The organism is Acinetobacter modestus (genome assembly GCF_014636095.1).
Classification (GTDB): Bacteria; Pseudomonadota; Gammaproteobacteria; order Pseudomonadales; family Moraxellaceae; genus Acinetobacter; species Acinetobacter modestus.
The window spans coordinates 680,502-697,954 of the sequence record NZ_BMDV01000002.1; the positions used below are offsets into that span (position 1 = coordinate 680,502).

Consider the following 17,453-nt stretch of genomic DNA (forward strand, 5'->3'; position numbering starts at 1 on the left):
CCTTGTAACTTAGTTTTCACCGCTATAACTACCGCTCGAAATCACACGTGTAGAATTATGATTGGATAAATCGGTGTCCATTTGATTTTCACTTTCTCGAATATAATTGGTATTGCCATCACCGTAATGATCCCCCTGAGTGTCTTCTTCGGATGGCACATTGGTTGGTTCAACCTCATAATGTGATTGCCCGCAGAGAGTTGCACGACGAGGTACAGTTTGTCGAAGTAGGGGAATATACATTGCACCATCACAGCCTTGCGCCGATAAATCACCTGTTGCGCTGTCTATCCATTGCCATTCTACATTGTCAGTTTGACGAAGATTGACGGGTTCTTGACGAAGCTGTTTCATTACATTGGTCCAGACAGGTAATGCGCCTGATGAACCCGTGAGACCAGTAACTTTATTATCGTCCAGACCTAACCAGACGACAGCGACATGATTGCCTGAATAACCAGCGAACCATGAATCGCGTGTATCATTGGTAGTGCCAGATTTACCAGCTAAATTTAAGGTTTCAGGTAAGCTGCCATAAGCTGATCGTCCAGTACCTGAACGCATAACTTGTTGTAAACCGTAGTTCAAAATATAGGCAGCAGCAGGATCAATCGTTTGTTGAACATTTAAGCTATAACGTTCAAGCAAATGTCCTTTTGCATCAACAACAGTACGAATAGAGCGAGGAGGATATTTGAAACCACCTGTTGCAAAATTACCATAAATGCCAAGTACTTCCATTGGGGACATATTTACTGCACCCAAATAGATAGATGGATAAGCTGGGATATTTGAACTAACACCAAATTGTTTTAGCTTATTTGAAAATGCTGATAATCCAAATTCATTTCCTAAACGAACAGCAGATAGGTTATATGAATTTGCCAAGGCTTGTTGCATAGGTACAACACCGTGTTCACCACCACTATAATTTTTTGGTGTCCAACTCTTATCGCCCTCAACTGGAATATTAACGGCACTATCTTCAATCGGACTCGCCCACGTATAACGTCCGGATTCTATCGCATTTAGATAAATAATAGGTTTTAACAACGAACCGACTTGACGTTTAGCATCTAATGTACGGTTAAAGCCTGTAAAATCTTGAGTTGAACCAACAGCAGCAACCAATTCACCATTCTCAGGATGGGCTACAAGCACAGCACCTTGTAAGTTTTTCAAACGTGCTGGATTTGCTTTTGCTAAACGTTCAACAGAGTCTTTAAAAGCATTTTGAACTTGTGTCTGTGCAATCGGGTCAAGCGTTGTGAAAATTTTCAAACCTTGATTGGTAATATCACTTTCTTGATATTCTGTACGTAATTGGCGACGTACAATATCAAGGAAATCTGGGAATTTTGCAGGCCCTAAAGTTGGTTTACTCACAATATTTAAAGGACGTGAGATTTCATCTTGATATTCTGTTTCGGATAAATAGCCCATCACCATCATATTGTTTAATACAACATCACGGCGTTTTTTTGCCGCTTCAGGATTACGCCAAGGGTTATATAAAGTTGGACCCTGTACTAAACCAACCAAAAAGGCTTGTTGGGAAATATTTAATTCACTCAGAGGTAAACCAAAATAGAATTGTGAAGCTAAGCCATAACCGTTAATTGAGTAATTACCATTTTGACCTAAATTTACTTCATTTAAATAGGCTTCTAGAATTTCATCTTTGCTGTAATGCAGTTCAATCAACAACGCCATAAGGGCTTCATTGACTTTACGTTTGAGCGTTTTTTCTGGTGAAAGATAGAAATTTTTAACTAACTGTTGGGTTAATGTCGAGCCGCCTTGACGTCGACCACCTGTTGCATTACTGACTAAGGCACGTGCTGTACCTCGAATAGAAATACCATGATGGTGATAAAAATTTCGGTCTTCTGTTGAAATTAAGGCTTCAATTAGTGTTTTTGGTACTTTATTTAGCTTAATGAGGACACGGTCTTCATTATGTTGTGGATAGATACCACCAATTAATAGAGGTTCTAAACGAGCAATGCCTGTGCTAGAAGGTTTAGTGGAACGAATTTCACCAACTTGACCTTGATTGAAAGCAATCTCAAGCACCTGTTCAGGTTCATTACTATCACCATAGTCAAAACCACGTGTATGAACATACATTTGGTTGCCTTGAATGATGTAACTTCCTGATTTTTCATAGTTCGTGGTATTTTTATAGCCCAGTAATTTTAATTCTTGGACAAAATTATCTTGAGTAATGGGTGCATTCGCATAGATTTCTAATGGACGAGCAAATACCTTGGCTGGAATATCCCAACGCTGACCTTCAAATTTATTGCGAATAATATTATCCAAACGGATCAGATAGATACTAAAGGCAATAAACACACCAATCACTAAAATTGAAAAAATTAGTGCTAGAAAACCAATACCACGTTCACACTTCATAGACTTGCGTTAAAACCGAAACAATGTGGGTAATGATGCGATAGCTTATTGTCATTTTGCAATCATAAAACTGTGAATAAATAGCAACATGCAATAAAAACTTTCAGAAGGTGTTGACATTAATCGTATAAAAAAACAACGAATAGACATTTTTATACTTTTTAATCAATCATCAACGAAAATTTGATTGTTAATGATATGATAGTCAATAGTCGCGGTGGAGCTGAGTTATTCGTGCAAATTTCACATAAATCCTTTCGAAATATTGGTCTAATTGGGCGACCAGATAAGAATTCTGTAGTAGAAACGTTATGTTTAATTCATGATCATTTGATCACTTTAGGCTTAAATCCCGTTTTTGATCAGGAAACAGCCAAACTTGTACCTTATAGTTATGGTCAGACCGTGAGTCGTAATTTATTAGGTGAAGTGGTGGATCTTGTGATCGTTGTGGGTGGCGACGGTTCTTTACTTCATGCGGCACGTGCTTTAGTCAGATACAATACACCGGTTATTGGGATTAACCGTGGTCGACTCGGATTCTTAACTGATATTAAGCCGGCAGAAGCAATTTTTAAACTGGATCAGGTACTACAAGGTCAATTTCAACTAGATCGACGTTTCTTGCTCGAAATGGAAGTCCGTACCAATAACGAAACCATTTATGATGCAATTGCCTTAAATGATGTGGTGTTACACTCAGGTAAGTCGGTTCATATGATTGATTTTGAGCTGAGTATTGACGGGCAATATGTCTATCGTCAGCACAGTGATGGTTTAATTGTATCGACACCAACAGGCTCGACCGCTTATTCGCTTTCAGGCGGTGGGCCAATCTTGCATCCGAGTATGGATGCGATTGCACTTGTACCAATGCACCCACATACTTTGTCATCTCGTCCAATCGTTGTCGGTGGGCAAAGTGAGATTAAGATCACCATCCGTGAAAATCGTGTCTTACCGATGGTGAGTGCTGATGGACAACATAGTGTTGCATTAAATGTAGGTGATACGGTGCATATCCGTAAACATCCGTTTAAACTAAGCTTATTACATCCACCTGGTTATGATTTTTATATGGCTTGCCGTACTAAACTGGGTTGGAATCAAGATTTTGAATCTTTTCAACAGGATGACTCATGAATATTGAACAAATGCTCGCTATTTTAAATCCTGAAATTGTTGAGCGTCTGAAAACTGCTGTTGAAATTGGTAAATGGCCAAATGGTATTGCATTGACCAAAGAGCAACGTGAAATTTGTATGCAAGCCGTGTATGCATGGGAAATGGAAAATTTACCAAAAGAACAGCGTAGCGGTTATATCGACCGTGGTACGAAAGAAGACGGTGAGGAATGTGATGATGATCATCACAAAAATGAGCCTGAATTTAAGCCGATTCGGTTTGTTTAATTAATTTCTACAAGTAGTATTTAAAGCGATGATTTTAATAAAGTCATCGCTTTTTTATTACATTTTTCGTTTGGCGAAAGGGAGGTTAAGTTACCTTTATTGTCTTTTATTAAGATCTTGTAATTACATTTATTCTCTATCTGGACATACTCTGGCCTATCTACGCATCCAGTAAGAAGTAATATACTGAGAATAATATAAGCTTTCATAAACGATCTCAATTTTCTAATTTTTATACTATGGACTTTAATTCTAGCTGTAGAAAAGGTGATTTAAAAATCACCTTATTTATTTTTTCGTTTAAAACCGATTGTCCCAAAGCGCTTTCGCTTTAATCATTGCTTCATCATAACTATTCACAGCACCCATGGTATACAAAGCGATTCCCATCGTTTCGATCACTGCCATTTCGCCGTATTCATGCTTTTGCTCACCGAGCCAAACTTCTTTAAATACTGCTAGATCAAGTTCTTCTTCAATTGGGCTGCGGTCAGGTGTTAATTTTGGTAGCTCGTGTTCATATAGCTCGCCGTTTTTAATCCCACAAATTAAAGTTTTGGCATCAGGGTTGCGCTCGAACTCACCACCTTCACCTTTGATCACAGAACTATTTTGATAGCCTAAACGAAAAGCGGTGTGTTGATGAGAAGTCCGATAAGCAGGGTGGAAAATTGCTTGTAAAGTTGCTTTGGCGTTAAACGGATTAATTAGACGAGCAAGCGTATGAATTGGAGAACGTAAGCCCATCACATTGCGGAGTGAGATTAATTCACTCAGAATTGGTGAAATGGCTTCAAGTGGCAAAAATGCAAAATTATGTTGATCTAGTTGTTTGCGAACATCTTGCTCATTTTCACAAATAGAATAGCCTAAGTATTGTAAAACTTGTTCGGTATAAACACGGTTAATGGTATGACCCGATGCGCCGTGCATCACAATTCTATAGCCATGATGAGCCAGTGTTAATGCTGCCAATAAGAACCACGGATAGTGCTTACGCTTGCCTGCATAAGAGGACCAGTCAAGATCGACATCAAGTGGTTGAAAGTTGAGTTGATCTCGCGTGGCTTGGACAAATCCTGCCAGTTCATCGACAGATTCTTCCTTAACACGTAAAAGCATTAAGAATGCACCCAACTGAACATCCAAGACTTCATCTTTTAAAATCATGCTAAATGCTTGATAGGCTTCTTCATAACTGAGCGAACGAGAACCTGTTTTCCCTTTACCCAAGATACGAACATACTGAGCAAAGGGATGTTCTACAGTTTTATAAATATTTCGTTTTGTATTCATGATCGTATGAGAAATCTTCGCCAACAATAAAAGGAATATGACATAAAAGTGACGTATTTAGCGTAAAAAAATATGAGGAGCTGTCTAATCAATAAACAATTAGCGTTTGCTTTTGCCGAGTGCAAACAAAATTATTGACCGAATCAGTCTAGTGATTTGATGCAAACGGAACATGACATCCAATCTAAAAATCATTAGCATGGCTGCAAATCGAATTTTTAAAAACAATGAAAGCGAAAGGAAATAATGATGTTAGCTTACGATGCAGATTTGGAACTCTTCCGTGATAACTTTAAACGTTTTATGAGCGAGCAAATTGCACCTCATTATGATCAGTGGGAACGCGAAGGCATTATGCCACGTTCAGTTTGGTCTGCATTGGGTGAAAATGGCTTTCTCTGTGTAGATGTACCAGAAGAATATGGTGGTTATGGTGTACCAACCCATTATTCATTAATGTTAGTTGAAGAATCTGCACGTGCGGGTTATTGCGCATTATCAACTGCGATTTCTTGTCATTCTGAAATTGCGGCACCGTATATTCAACATATCGGGACTGAAGAACAAAAGCAATATTGGTTACCAAAAATGGTTTCTGGCGAAGTTGTTGGTGCGATTGGTATGACTGAGCCAGGTGCTGGTTCTGATTTACAGGCAATGCGTACTAGTGCAATTTTGCAAGATGATCATTATGTGTTAAACGGTTCAAAAACCTTTATTTCAAATGGTCAGCATGCTGACGTTGTTGTTCTAGCAGTCAAAACTGATCCACAAGCACGTGCTAAAGGTGTGTCTTTGATGTTAGTTGACACACATTTGGATGGTTTCAAGAAGGGAACTAACCTCGATAAGATTGGTCTACATTCACAAGATACATCTGAATTGTTCTTTGATAATGTCAAAGTACCTAAAGACCAATTATTGGGGAATGCGGGTTCTGGCTTCGCTTATTTAATGCAAGAATTACCTCGTGAACGTACTGCAATTGCTTCAACTGCTTTGGGTGCAATCCGTGGTGCAATTGATTTAGCAACAGCTTATGTAAAAGAACGCCAAGCATTTGGTCAAGCAATTTCTCAATTTCAAAATACACGTTTTGTATTGGCTCAAGCAAAAATTGATGAATTAGCAACAGCAGCTTTCTATAACCAAAACGTTGCTTTGTATAATGAAGGCAAGTTGGATGTAGAAACCGCAGCGGCATTAAAGAGCTTTAGTACCGATATGCAAATGAAAGTAGCCGATAACTTACTTCAATTATTTGGTGGCTATGGCTATATGACAGAATATCCAATTTCACGTTTCTTCGTTGATGCGCGTATCCAACGTATTTATGGTGGTACCAATGAAATTATGAAAGAAATCGTTGCGCGTGGGTTGATTGGTAAGTCTTAAGCGAAAAATCATCTCTATTTAGTAAATGATTTCAGACTGAATCAAGAAATTTGATTCAGTTTTTTGTTTGTAGTGATGTTTTTAAGATCAAGGAGTGACTGGCTCATCAAATAATGCAGAACAACTTTTATGATCTATACAACCTGCCAACATAATCGCCTTGGGTAAACTGGCATAGAGATTAGTTAAATGCTGCTCTGCTGGATGTTGAAACTTCCAAAATAAAAAATTTTCTGAGCGTTGTTTATTAAAATTTTGATAAAAATCATACTGCATTTGTGTTGAGTCTTCATTTGGTTGCGTTTCTTTACGTCGCTCATGTGTCCCAACTGTTGCCATAAGCATTGTATTTTGTACTTTATTGGCTTTGTTATTTAACCAATCTACCTGCCGATTGAGTAACGCATAATTATCAAACCAAAGTGAAGGACTTGCGGCGATATAACGCTGAAAAGTTTCTGGGTGTGTCATAAAGGTATGCAAAACGAATAGCCCACCAAAAGAATGACCAAATAAGCTTTGTTGCAGTGTATTCACTTTAATTTTGGTCTGAATGGCAGGCTTGAGTTCTTTCTCTATAAATTGAATGAATTGGTCTGCGCCACCATAAGTGTACTTGGCTTGTTTTTGAAATTCAGCCGATGCTTTAGGGGTGTAGTCTAAAGCACGTTTTTCTACATCAAAACTGTTTTGCTGCGGGTAGCCGATTGCAACAATAGCGACTGGACTCAAACCTAAACGATTGGCAGCACTACCCATAGATTTAGCAATATTGGCAGCGCTATCAAATGTGGCATTACCATCCAATACATACAGAATTGGAAAACCTTGCTTTGGAGCTTCACCAGCAGAAACAGAGATCTGAATCAAATAATCATGTTTGGTATATTTTGAGGTTATTTCAAAGCTTTGCTGAATATTTGTTTGTGCTTTTAACGGCGGCTTGTTTGTACTGGTACTCGTTGGTTGTGCAAAAGCCAATGGTGTTACCATGAGTAGAGAAAAAGCCAAAATACCAAATTGTTTAATCATAATTTATTCGAGAACATTAAAATTTTATTAGCAATATATAATAAAAATCATTATCAATAAAGTTTGGTAATAAAAAGAGTTAAAACTCAGCGTGTTTAATAGCTTAAAGTGTTGTTATACTAGCTCGGATAATCAATTCACAGATGAATTGTAATCCATTCTTATAGATGATTTTGCTGAGGCTGCATTCCAATGGTAAACGATGGACAAAACACATCGAATTCACTTAATTTAGAACAAATTCGTAACGATATTGATAGTGTTGATCAACAAATCCAAGAGTTACTTAATCGCCGTGCGACGCTTGCAGAAGCGGTAGCCAAAGCGAAGTTTGCATCCGAAGAAAATCCGCTGTTTTATCGTCCAGAACGTGAAGCTCAGGTATTACGTAAAGTCATGGAGCGTAACCAAGGTCCTTTATCTGATGCAACCATGGCACGTTTATTCCGTGAAATTATGTCAGCATGTTTGGCACTTGAAGCACCACAAAGTATTGCATTCCTCGGACCTGAAGGGACTTATACCCATTCAGCTGTGTTAAAGCATTTTGGTAAAGATGCTGTGGTACGTCCATTGCCAACTATTGATGAAGTGTTCCGTGAAGTTGAAGCGGGCAGCGCACATTATGGTGTCGTTCCAGTAGAGAATTCATCAGAAGGGATTGTGAACCATACCCTCGATTGCTTTAAATCATCGACCGTGAATGTGATTGGTGAAGTTGAACTGCGTATCCATCATCAATTCCTTGTATCTGAAAATACCCGTAAAGACAGCATTAAGCAGATTTATGCACATCAGCAAACCTTGGCACAATGCCGTAAATGGTTAGATGCCCATTATCCTGGCGTAGAGCGTGTCGCGTTGAATTCAAATGCAGAAGCGGCTCGCCGTATTCGCAATGAGTGGCATTCGGCAGCGATTGCATCTGATATTGCAGCAAGCATGTACAATCTTGAGATTTTACACAGTAATATCGAAGATAACCCTGAAAATACCACTCGTTTCCTTGTAATTGGTCGTGAAAAGATTCCTCAAAGTGGTAATGATAAAACTTCGTTATTGATCTCTGCGCATGACCGCGCGGGTGCTTTGTTGGAGATTCTTGCGCCATTTGCCAAGTATAAAATTAGCTTGACCAGTATTGAAACGCGTCCAGCCTTACCTGAAAAATGGGCTTACGTGTTCTTTATCGATTTAGAAGGACATATCGGTCAGGAAAATGTTGCGGCGGCATTGGAAGAAATCCGCCCAATGGTGAAAGAGTTACGTGTCCTCGGGTCATATCCAATCGCTGTTCTTTAATTCTCTTAGATCCTATGGATAGATGTATGAAGCATCTATCCATATCAAAGTCGTCTTATTAGGCAAATATGTTTTATGTCTCAACCATTATTTAAGAAAGTTGCATTTATTGGGCTTGGACTGATTGGGTCGAGTCTTGCTCGCGTGATTGTGGCTGAACAACTTGCATCTCAAATTGTGGCTTCAACACGCTCAAAAAAAACATTAGAAGATGCCAAGGCACTCGGTCTTATTCAATACGGTTATGAAACACCTGAAGAAGCTGTTCAGGATGCAGATTTAATTGTTTTAGCTTTGCCTGTTCGTGCAACGCAAAAAGTGCTTGAACAGATTAAGCCTTATCTTGCAGACAATGTCATTATTACCGATGTGGGTAGTACTAAAGGCAATGTCGTTGAAGCTGCAAAAGCAGTATTTGGTGAAAATTTACCAATCGGTTTTGTACCAGGTCATCCGATTGCAGGTGCAGAACATACAGGTGTACATGCGGGTAAAGTTGATTTATTTGTCAACCATAAAGTAATTTTGACACCACTTCCGACCAGTGCCGCTTGGGCGGTTGAAAAACTGATTCAACTTTGGTCTGCGGCAAAAGCAGAAGTGATTTGCATGGATGTCACTAAGCACGATGAAGTGTTGGCACATACCAGTCATTTACCGCATTTGATGGCATTCAATCTGGTCGAACAACTGGCAAATCGTGAAGATAATTTAGATATTTTCCGCTATGCTGCGGGAGGTTTTCGTGACTTCTCGCGTATTGCGGCTAGTGACCCACAGATGTGGCATGACATTTTCTTTGCCAATAAAACGGCAATTCTGAATGCTGTTGATGGCTTTGAACAGCAATTATCAGTTTTAAAGAAATTGATTGCACAGGAAGATTCGCAAGCGTTGATGGGACTGCTCGGGCATGCTCAAGCAGCACGTCAGCACTTTAACCATATGTTGGCCAAAAAACCTTTGATGGAGAAAAACAAGGTGACACAGCAATTTACCATTTTACCGGGAAAGAAAACATTTACAGGTAAATTCACCGTACCGGGTGACAAGTCTGTGTCACATCGCTCAATCATGTTTGGTGCGATTGCTGAAGGCACAACGCATGTGACAGGCTTCTTGGAAGGTGAAGATGCACTTGCAACTTTGCAGGCTTTCCGTGATATGGGCGTGAGCATTGAAGGGCCTAAGAATGGTGAAGTCACGATTCATGGCGTGGGTATGCAAGGCTTAAAAGCACCTGCGAGCGTGTTGTATATGGGTAACTCTGGTACTAGTATGCGTTTGCTATCAGGTATGTTGTCTGCACAAAAATTTGATTCAGTGATGACAGGTGATGCGTCATTGTCGAAACGTCCAATGGAGCGTATTGCTAAGCCACTTCGCGAAATGGGTGCACAAATCCAAACCACAGGTGAGAAAGGTACGCCACCAGTGAGTATCACAGGTAGTCAAGCACTCAAAGGGATTCAATACGATTTGCCAATGGCATCTGCTCAGGTTAAATCAGGTATTTTATTGGCAGGCTTATGGGCAGCTGGTGAAACCTCGGTGACGGAACCTGAACCAACCCGTGACCATACAGAACGTATGTTGCGTGCTTTCGGTTATGATGTGAAAACTGAAGGAAATAAAATCTCGCTTGTGGGTGGTGGTAAATTAGTTGGTACAGATATTCAAGTGCCTTCGGATATTTCATCTGCTGCATTCTTTATGGTGGGTGCTGCCATTACTGAAGGTGCTGATGTGGTCCTTGAAGCGGTTGGGATTAATCCAACTCGTACAGGCGTGATCGAAATTCTCAAGCAAATGGGTGCTGATCTGACTGTTGAGAATGAACGTATTGCAGGTGGTGAACCAATTGCAGATATTCATATCAAAGGTTCAAGAACACTGAAAGGCATTCATATGCCAGAAGACCAAGTGCCATTAGCCATTGATGAATTCCCAGCATTATTCATTGCTGCTGCATGTGCAGAAGGTCAAACGGTTCTGACAGGAGCGGCTGAGCTGCGTGTCAAAGAGTCTGACCGTATTCAAGTCATGGCTGATGGCTTGAAAATCATGGGCATCGACTGTACCCCAACTGAAGATGGTATTATCATCGAAGGTAAAGGTAAATCTGGCGACTGGTCGGCGATCTTTAGTGGTGGTGAAATTGAATCACATCATGACCATCGTATTGCCATGAGCTTTAGTATGGCTGGTTTACGTACCTCAGGTAACATCACGATCCATGGTACAGAAACTGTCGCAACGAGTTTTCCAACTTTTACTGAACTAGCAAACTCAGCAGGTTTAGATTTACAAGTCGTAAATCAGTAAACGAATTGAGAAATGCAGTATTTAGAATAGCTAAATGCTGCATTTTTTATTTGTTTATACATAAAAATAAGTTGTTAGCTGCAAATATAAAACGTATAAATAATGAAAATGATGAGTTTGGCCATGTACATATCTAATTAGGTCTAAATTTATCAATTTAGTAAAATAAGTAAGACAATCGGCTAATCAATTAAAGACAATTGTATATATAATAATTCTTACCGTACGAGTCGGTTTTATGCTGCGATCCAGCTAAAAACATAAAAATAGAGGGAATACCATGAAAACATTGCAATTTATAGCAGATTGCCCTAAACATGGGGTAATTGATCATCCACCAAATGAATGCTATATCACGCAAGAATATGTTGCAGCACTACTCTATAAACAATTAGAACATTATGGTTTTGATACAGAACATATTCGTCATGAGCATGAAAAAATTGAAGTACGCATCGATAATCATCAATTACCTCTGTCAATCTTATGCTCACAACAAGAAACAGAAGGTCACATTCTCTGTGAAATCTCTGCCAATCCACAGCAAGAACAAGCTTGGTTTGAACGAATAGAAACGCAAAGTATTATCCGACAGTTGGCTCAAGCCGTAGAAAATAGCTTAAAAGCAGAGCATAGTTTTTCTCAATTTGTATGGAAAAGCTAAGACGATTTTTCCAATAAAATCTTAAATAAAGTGATTTAAGCATTACCATTTAGGCATATGGTGTATATTTGTTTAAACACTTTATTTGAGAGTATTGGTGCATGATACAGGTTGATTTTTCTAAATTATCTCCACAAGTAGTTTGGAGGCATTTTGAGACCTTATGTACAATTCCTCGACCATCTAAACATGAACAACAGTTAAGACGGCATTTAAAAGATTGGGCAGAACAGCACAATTTAGAAACCTATGTTGATGACATTGGTAACCTAATTATTCGAAAAGCGGCAACTAAGGGTAAAGAACAAGCTGCTGGTGTGATTTTGCAAGGGCACTTAGATATGGTGACTCAGGCAAATCGTGGTACGCAACATGACTTTTTTAAAGATCCAATTCGACCTGTATTAAAAGATGGCTGGCTGATCGCTGAAAATACCACATTAGGTGCGGATAATGGCATTGGGGTTGCACTGGCGCTTGCCGTATTAGAATCCAGTGATATCTCGCACGGGCCGATTGAAGTTCTTCTAACCATTGATGAAGAAGCAGGAATGAGTGGCGCTCGTTTACTTGAGTCAGGCGTGTTAACTGGACAGTGGTTATTTAATATTGATACCGAAGAATGGGGCGAGCTGTATCTTGGCTGCGCAGGCAGTATTGACCTAGAAGTAGGACAGCATCTTGAATATGAAACAGCACCAAGTGATTTAATCTTTGTAGATTTACTGGTATCAGGCTTGAAAGGTGGTCACTCTGGGGTTGATATTCATTTAGGTCGTGGTAATGCCAATGTGATTTTAGCCAATTTCCTCAATGATTATTTGGCACAATCCAATGGTCGACTGGTTGAGTTTGTGGGTGGAACAGCACGCAATGCCATCCCGCGTGAAGCCGTTGCAACCATTGCAATTCAAGTAGAGCAATTACCCGAGTTGGAAAATGCCGTTGCTGTGGCACAAATTGAATGGCAACAAAAGTTACAGGGCATTGATGACCAGTTGCAAATCACCGTGCAGCAAAATGCCAATCAGATACATGAAGTCATTACATTACAGCAGCAGCAAGCTTGGTTAAAAGCATTGGCAACTTGTCCATATGGCATTGCTCAATGGAGTAGTGCTTTAGCTGATGTGGTTGAAACTTCGAATAATCTTGGTGTGGTCAAACTGACTAAAGACGAAGCTAAAACTTTGATTATGGTTCGTTCGATGGTCAATCAAGAGGCAGTAATATTTGCGCAAAACATTCAACAACACTTTGCTAGTTTCCAGATTCAATCCGAATTAACGCTGTTAGTGTCGGGCTGGACACCAAATCCCGATTCGGCTGCATTGAAATGTTTACAACAAGCGTATCAATCTGCATTTAAGATTGAGCCAAACTTGAAAGTGATTCATGCTGGTTTGGAGTGTGGCATTATCGCTGAACATTATCCGAATTTACAGATGGTGTCTTTTGGCCCAGATATTCAGGGTGCACATGCGCCGGGTGAGAGGGTTAAGGTAGATACGGTCGAGAAATGTTGGAAATTATTGGTAACGGCTTTGGAAAGTGTGCGTTAACTCAATCTTGGAATTAGATCAGACCAATGATTATGTCTTGGTCTGATCATTTATTGATAAATATTGTGTTGGTACATGCTTTGTTAGCCAAACACCATTTTCTGCTTGATAAAATGCAAAGCCATCTTCATACATTTGTACCGTATTGATTAAGAAGAGCACTGGCTTACCGTAGCGTTGACCTACATTCAAAGCCGTTTCTTTATTTTCACTTAAATGTACATAATGACGTTGTCCCGCAATTAAGCCTTGTGCCTGAATTGATTCCATAAATCGACTGGCTGTACCATGATATAAATGTTGCGGTGGTTCAATTGCAATCATCTCTCTTTGTACTGTAGGGGTTGAATGACCTTGTACTGCACGAATATTTAAACCATCGTCTGAAATTTGAAAACGCTTCTTGTCACATTGTGCCACAATTGTTTGGATTAATTCATCATCCAAAAATGTATTGTGTTGCTCTGCTGCTTCAATCAGCTCAGCAATCTTTGCCCAACCTTCTTGATCGAGTTGAAGCCCGATTTGCTCAGGTTTATGTCTTAGGATTAAACTTAAGAATTTACTTGTTTGAGTATGTGATTTCATTTCTAATCTTCATTATTTAACGTGTACATTGACTTGAAATTGAGTTTTTTCAAGTTCGATAAACTCAATATTACAATCAATAAATTTTTCAATCATTGCTGCTTGGGTGTGAGTATGTTCACTGATGCATTGAGCCGTAAAACGACCGCCTTGACCCAATGCCAAAGGTAACAAGAGCTGATCTGCTAAATACTCATCAACGGCTGCTTTTGAGTTTAGATAATATTTGATGTCCTCAGCTAAACTGTTTGCAATTTGTTCTGCACTTTTACGCATTTCACCTAAGGCTGTAAACAGTTGGGTGTGATGCTGATGTTCAACTTTGACATAAACGGTATTGCCTTGGCTGATTCCCTTTAAATGAAAGTGCTGCTGAGAATTGAGGGCTAATCTTTTATTTAAAGTCGCTAATTCTCGTTCTGCGATTTGCGCTTCTTCTGAAAGATTCAATACCGCTGCAAAAGCCTCAGTACTTTGTAAAGCGCCACGATCTAATAGATTTAACTTGTTTCGATGTAGCCATGGCTGAATCTTGATTTGAATTTCACCTGCACCAATCGGGAAGAAGCCTGCTTTATTTAACTTAAATTCGGTTTCTATTCCGATCTTTGTGAGTGTAGGCAAAAAGCAATGCTCGATAAAATCTGCTGTTGGGGCAAGCGGGTTGTGAGTACCACCTGAAATGGTGAGTTCACTGGCATCATTTTGCAATAACAAAGCAGGCAATAGGGTTTGCAAAACCAGTGTTGTGCTTCCTGCTGAACCAATCTGGAATTGGTATTTTCCACTTTGCACATGTTGTGGTGCAAAGTACAAGCGCTGGCTATGAAGTTCAGCACCTTCCACATAGGCTTGGCTGATGTGTTGAGATGCCTGTACACAGACCAAATGCTGACGCATTAAGCCTGGTTTTTTACGCCCAGCACGAATGTTGATTAATTCAAATGCCTGACCTGTAATCATCGAAAGGGCAAGAGCTGTTCTTAAAATTTGCCCACCACCTTCACCTTGTGAACCATCAATTTGGATGGTTGCTGGCATATTTGCCAAAGCTTTATTCACTTTTATTTTCCTTATTTTCTAATTTAATGAACATACTGTCAGTACATGGTAATGCGAAGTAACGCGTGACTTTGCTTTTGGCAAAGGTTTGCTAGGTACATGGTGCGGAGCCTAATCAGTAAAGATTGATGCACGGCTCACATGCTGCCATAGCCGCCTGAATTATTTTCAATCCCTCAGATCGGAGTAACGCAGGATCTTGTACTCGCCCAGTATGCCCAAACTGTAATTGTGAATTAAACTCACAAAATCTATTGTCTATTCGACTAAATCAATCTGCCAATTGGCAGCCTGAATTTTAATATTTAAATCACGTAATTTCGCGCTGATATCATCGGCTTGTTTTTGCAAGCTAGAAACAGGGATAACTTTTTGCCATTTAATCTCACGTGAGCTATAACGATCAGGCTCACGATGGGTATTGGCAATCGCATCAACGAGAATCTTATGTTGCTCAGCATAACTATCACGCAAGCTTAATAGAGATAGCAATATTTTTCCATCTTCCAACTTGGCTTGCGCATTGGTCAAATGAATACGACAAATCAATTGATTGCTTTCTTGGGTTAAAGCAAATACTTGTTTGATCAGTTCATTTGGATCTTCACTCGGTTCATCACCATCTTGCACCAAGACATTGGCGTTGATCCGTTGTTTTAATGAAGCGAGCTTTTTTTGTTGATCGCTTCGAAGTAAAAGTGCTTCTGCGAGTTTCATTTTTTTTACCTTTTATTCAATCTGTACAATGACTAATTTTGAAATACTTTCCAATTGCATACCAATTTTTGCAAATTCAATAACTTCATCTAAACTTTCATTCTCATGCCAAGTGGTCATAAAACAAGTATCAATTGGCGGTTCATTGTTATAAAAAGCCACATAAGTCTCGTCTAAAACATCGTCCCAAATGGAACATTCATGTCCTGTAACCATTGCTTGAATACATAGTCTTGAATGGACAATCTGTTCACAAAGCTGATTACGCCATTCAGGTAAAACCGGATTAGTATTCACAACTAAGATGATGTAATAGGATTGTTCAGGTAGAACTAGATCAGTTCTTTCATTCACCCTGATTTTATAGGTTTCAATATCTAAACAATTCTTTTCCATGATTATCCCTTCACACAAACCACTTGTCTTAATGTATAAACCACTTCAACTAAATCCTGTTGGGCTTTCATCACATCTTCAATTGGTTTATAGGCGGATGGAATTTCATCAATCACAGCGGCATCTTTACGGCATTCCACACCTTCAGTCTGAGCAATCTGATCTTCAACCGTAAAGCGTCTCTTGGCTTCCGCACGGCTCATCACACGACCTGCACCATGCGAACATGAACAAAAAGATTCCTGATTTCCAAGCCCACGCACAATAAAGGACTTGGCACCCATAGAACCAGGGATGATTCCATATTGTCCAAGTTTGGCACTTACAGCACCTTTACGTGTCACCATCACTTCTTCGCCGTAATGTTCTTCCTTTTCCACATAGTTGTGGTGGCAGTTTACTGCTTCCAATTTTGCATTAAATGGTTTTGGAATAATGGTCGCTAAAGCTTTAATCGCTGATTGCATCATGATTTCACGGTTTTTCATGGCAAAGCGTTGTGCCCAACCTACAGCAAACCAGTAATCATCAAAATGTTCAGTTCCTTCAACTAAATATGCCAAATCTTTGTTGGGTAAATTAATAAAGTGCTTTTGCATATCTTTACGCGCCAGCTCAATAAAATGATTACCGATGGCATTACCAACACCGCGTGAACCTGAGTGCAACATAATCCAAACATGATCGTGTTCATCCAAGCAGATTTCTACAAAGTGATTTCCTGTTCCTAAAGTTCCCAGTTGCTTGCGATTGTTGGTATTTTTTAGGCGAGGGTGCTTAGCACAAATCAACTCAAAATCTGCAACCAAGTTAGCCCAAGCTTGATCCACCATTTCAGGTGGAGTTTCCCATGAACCTTGATCACGGCGACCACGTGTTTTAGTCATACCATGTGGAATCAAACGTTCAAGCTCAGTTCTTAATCCATGTAAATTATTAGGTAAATCTGATGCGGTTAAGTTGGTACGGGTCGCCATCATTCCACATCCAATATCGACACCGACAGCAGCAGGGATAATCGCACCTTTGGTTGGAATCACGCTTCCAATGGTTGCACCTAAGCCAAAGTGTACGTCTGGCATCACCGCCATCCATTTATAAATAAAGGGCATCTGCGCTGTTTGTAATAATTGTTGTTTTGAGTTGTCATCAACAATTACGCCATTTGTCCACATTTTCACAGGCATACTTTTTTCATTTTGTAGAACTTGGTAAGCACGTTTTTGTTGCTCTTGTTCAATTTGAACTTGTTGCTTGATTTCTTCAACGACTGACATTTTCATT

The 17,453-nt window shown here is 39.6% G+C and carries 15 protein-coding genes; 7 read left to right on the forward strand and 8 right to left on the reverse strand.

From position 1 onward, the window contains the following. Positions 1 to 9: 9 nt before the first annotated feature. Positions 10 to 2,418, reverse strand: coding sequence for a penicillin-binding protein 1B (gene mrcB, locus IEV17_RS07490; protein ID WP_004661891.1), 2,409 nt, complete (start codon positions 2,416 to 2,418; stop codon positions 10 to 12). 234 nt (positions 2,419 to 2,652) lie between these two features. Here mrcB and IEV17_RS07495 point away from each other — a divergent pair, with 234 nt between their 5' ends. Then, a complete protein-coding gene (locus IEV17_RS07495) occupies positions 2,653 to 3,561 on the forward strand; it encodes an NAD(+) kinase (RefSeq protein WP_034601775.1) in 909 nt (302 codons plus the stop codon). Continuing rightward, positions 3,558 to 3,830 carry a YeaC family protein gene (locus tag IEV17_RS07500; protein WP_004661896.1) on the forward strand — a complete coding sequence of 91 codons (273 nt, stop codon included), beginning with the start codon at positions 3,558 to 3,560 and terminating at the stop codon, positions 3,828 to 3,830. The genes IEV17_RS07495 and IEV17_RS07500 overlap by 4 nt, the downstream gene beginning before the upstream one ends. A gap of 300 nt (positions 3,831 to 4,130) precedes the next feature. On the opposite strand, the gene IEV17_RS07505 is transcribed toward IEV17_RS07500, so the two are convergent. Continuing rightward, positions 4,131 to 5,126, reverse strand: coding sequence for a glycosyl transferase family protein (locus IEV17_RS07505; RefSeq protein ID WP_004661899.1), 996 nt, complete (start codon positions 5,124 to 5,126; stop codon positions 4,131 to 4,133). A gap of 249 nt (positions 5,127 to 5,375) precedes the next feature. Here IEV17_RS07505 and IEV17_RS07510 point away from each other — a divergent pair, with 249 nt between their 5' ends. Beyond that, entirely contained in the window at positions 5,376 to 6,521 is a 1,146-nt protein-coding gene (locus IEV17_RS07510; RefSeq protein WP_004661901.1) for an acyl-CoA dehydrogenase family protein, read from the forward strand. 87 nt (positions 6,522 to 6,608) lie between these two features. Here the strand turns inward: IEV17_RS07510 and IEV17_RS07515 are convergent, their stop codons facing one another. Then, on the reverse strand, positions 6,609 to 7,553 hold the full coding sequence (locus tag IEV17_RS07515; protein ID WP_004661902.1) for an alpha/beta hydrolase: 945 nt from the start codon (positions 7,551 to 7,553) through the stop codon (positions 6,609 to 6,611). 192 nt (positions 7,554 to 7,745) lie between these two features. Between IEV17_RS07515 and pheA the strand changes: the two genes are divergently transcribed. The 4 genes from pheA (at position 7,746) to IEV17_RS07535 (ending at position 13,406) form a co-directional block, all read left to right on the forward strand. Further along, positions 7,746 to 8,855: a prephenate dehydratase gene (gene pheA / locus IEV17_RS07520; RefSeq protein ID WP_004661904.1), complete on the forward strand. Its 1,110-nt coding sequence runs from the start codon at positions 7,746 to 7,748 to the stop codon at positions 8,853 to 8,855. Between the two features lie 75 nt (positions 8,856 to 8,930). Then, positions 8,931 to 11,180 (forward strand): bifunctional prephenate dehydrogenase/3-phosphoshikimate 1-carboxyvinyltransferase, encoded by a 2,250-nt coding sequence (locus IEV17_RS07525; protein WP_004661906.1) that lies wholly within the window; start codon positions 8,931 to 8,933, stop codon positions 11,178 to 11,180. Positions 11,181 to 11,460: 280 nt separating this feature from the next. Next, positions 11,461 to 11,844: a hypothetical protein gene (locus IEV17_RS07530; RefSeq protein ID WP_004661908.1), complete on the forward strand. Its 384-nt coding sequence runs from the start codon at positions 11,461 to 11,463 to the stop codon at positions 11,842 to 11,844. A 101-nt stretch (positions 11,845 to 11,945) separates the two neighbouring features. After that, the gene (locus IEV17_RS07535) at positions 11,946 to 13,406 is read left to right on the forward strand and encodes an aminoacyl-histidine dipeptidase (protein WP_004661909.1); all 1,461 of its coding nucleotides are present in this window, start codon (positions 11,946 to 11,948) and stop codon (positions 13,404 to 13,406) included. Between the two features lie 30 nt (positions 13,407 to 13,436). Here the strand turns inward: IEV17_RS07535 and IEV17_RS07540 are convergent, their stop codons facing one another. From IEV17_RS07540 to IEV17_RS07560, 5 genes are all read right to left on the reverse strand, one after another. Next, entirely contained in the window at positions 13,437 to 13,994 is a 558-nt protein-coding gene (locus tag IEV17_RS07540; protein WP_004661910.1) for an RNA 2'-phosphotransferase, read from the reverse strand. Between the two features lie 12 nt (positions 13,995 to 14,006). Continuing rightward, complete coding sequence (gene rtcA, locus IEV17_RS07545; protein WP_004661911.1) at positions 14,007 to 15,056, reverse strand: RNA 3'-terminal phosphate cyclase; 1,050 nt, start codon at positions 15,054 to 15,056, stop codon at positions 14,007 to 14,009. Positions 15,057 to 15,314: 258 nt separating this feature from the next. Beyond that, positions 15,315 to 15,773 (reverse strand): DIP1984 family protein, encoded by a 459-nt coding sequence (locus IEV17_RS07550; RefSeq protein ID WP_004639341.1) that lies wholly within the window; start codon positions 15,771 to 15,773, stop codon positions 15,315 to 15,317. A 12-nt stretch (positions 15,774 to 15,785) separates the two neighbouring features. Then, on the reverse strand, positions 15,786 to 16,169 hold the full coding sequence (locus IEV17_RS07555; protein ID WP_004661912.1) for a DUF7684 family protein: 384 nt from the start codon (positions 16,167 to 16,169) through the stop codon (positions 15,786 to 15,788). A 2-nt stretch (positions 16,170 to 16,171) separates the two neighbouring features. Beyond that, positions 16,172 to 17,446, reverse strand: a complete 1,275-nt coding sequence (locus tag IEV17_RS07560) for an RtcB family protein (RefSeq protein ID WP_004661913.1) — start codon at positions 17,444 to 17,446, stop codon at positions 16,172 to 16,174. Positions 17,447 to 17,453 lie beyond the last annotated feature (7 nt).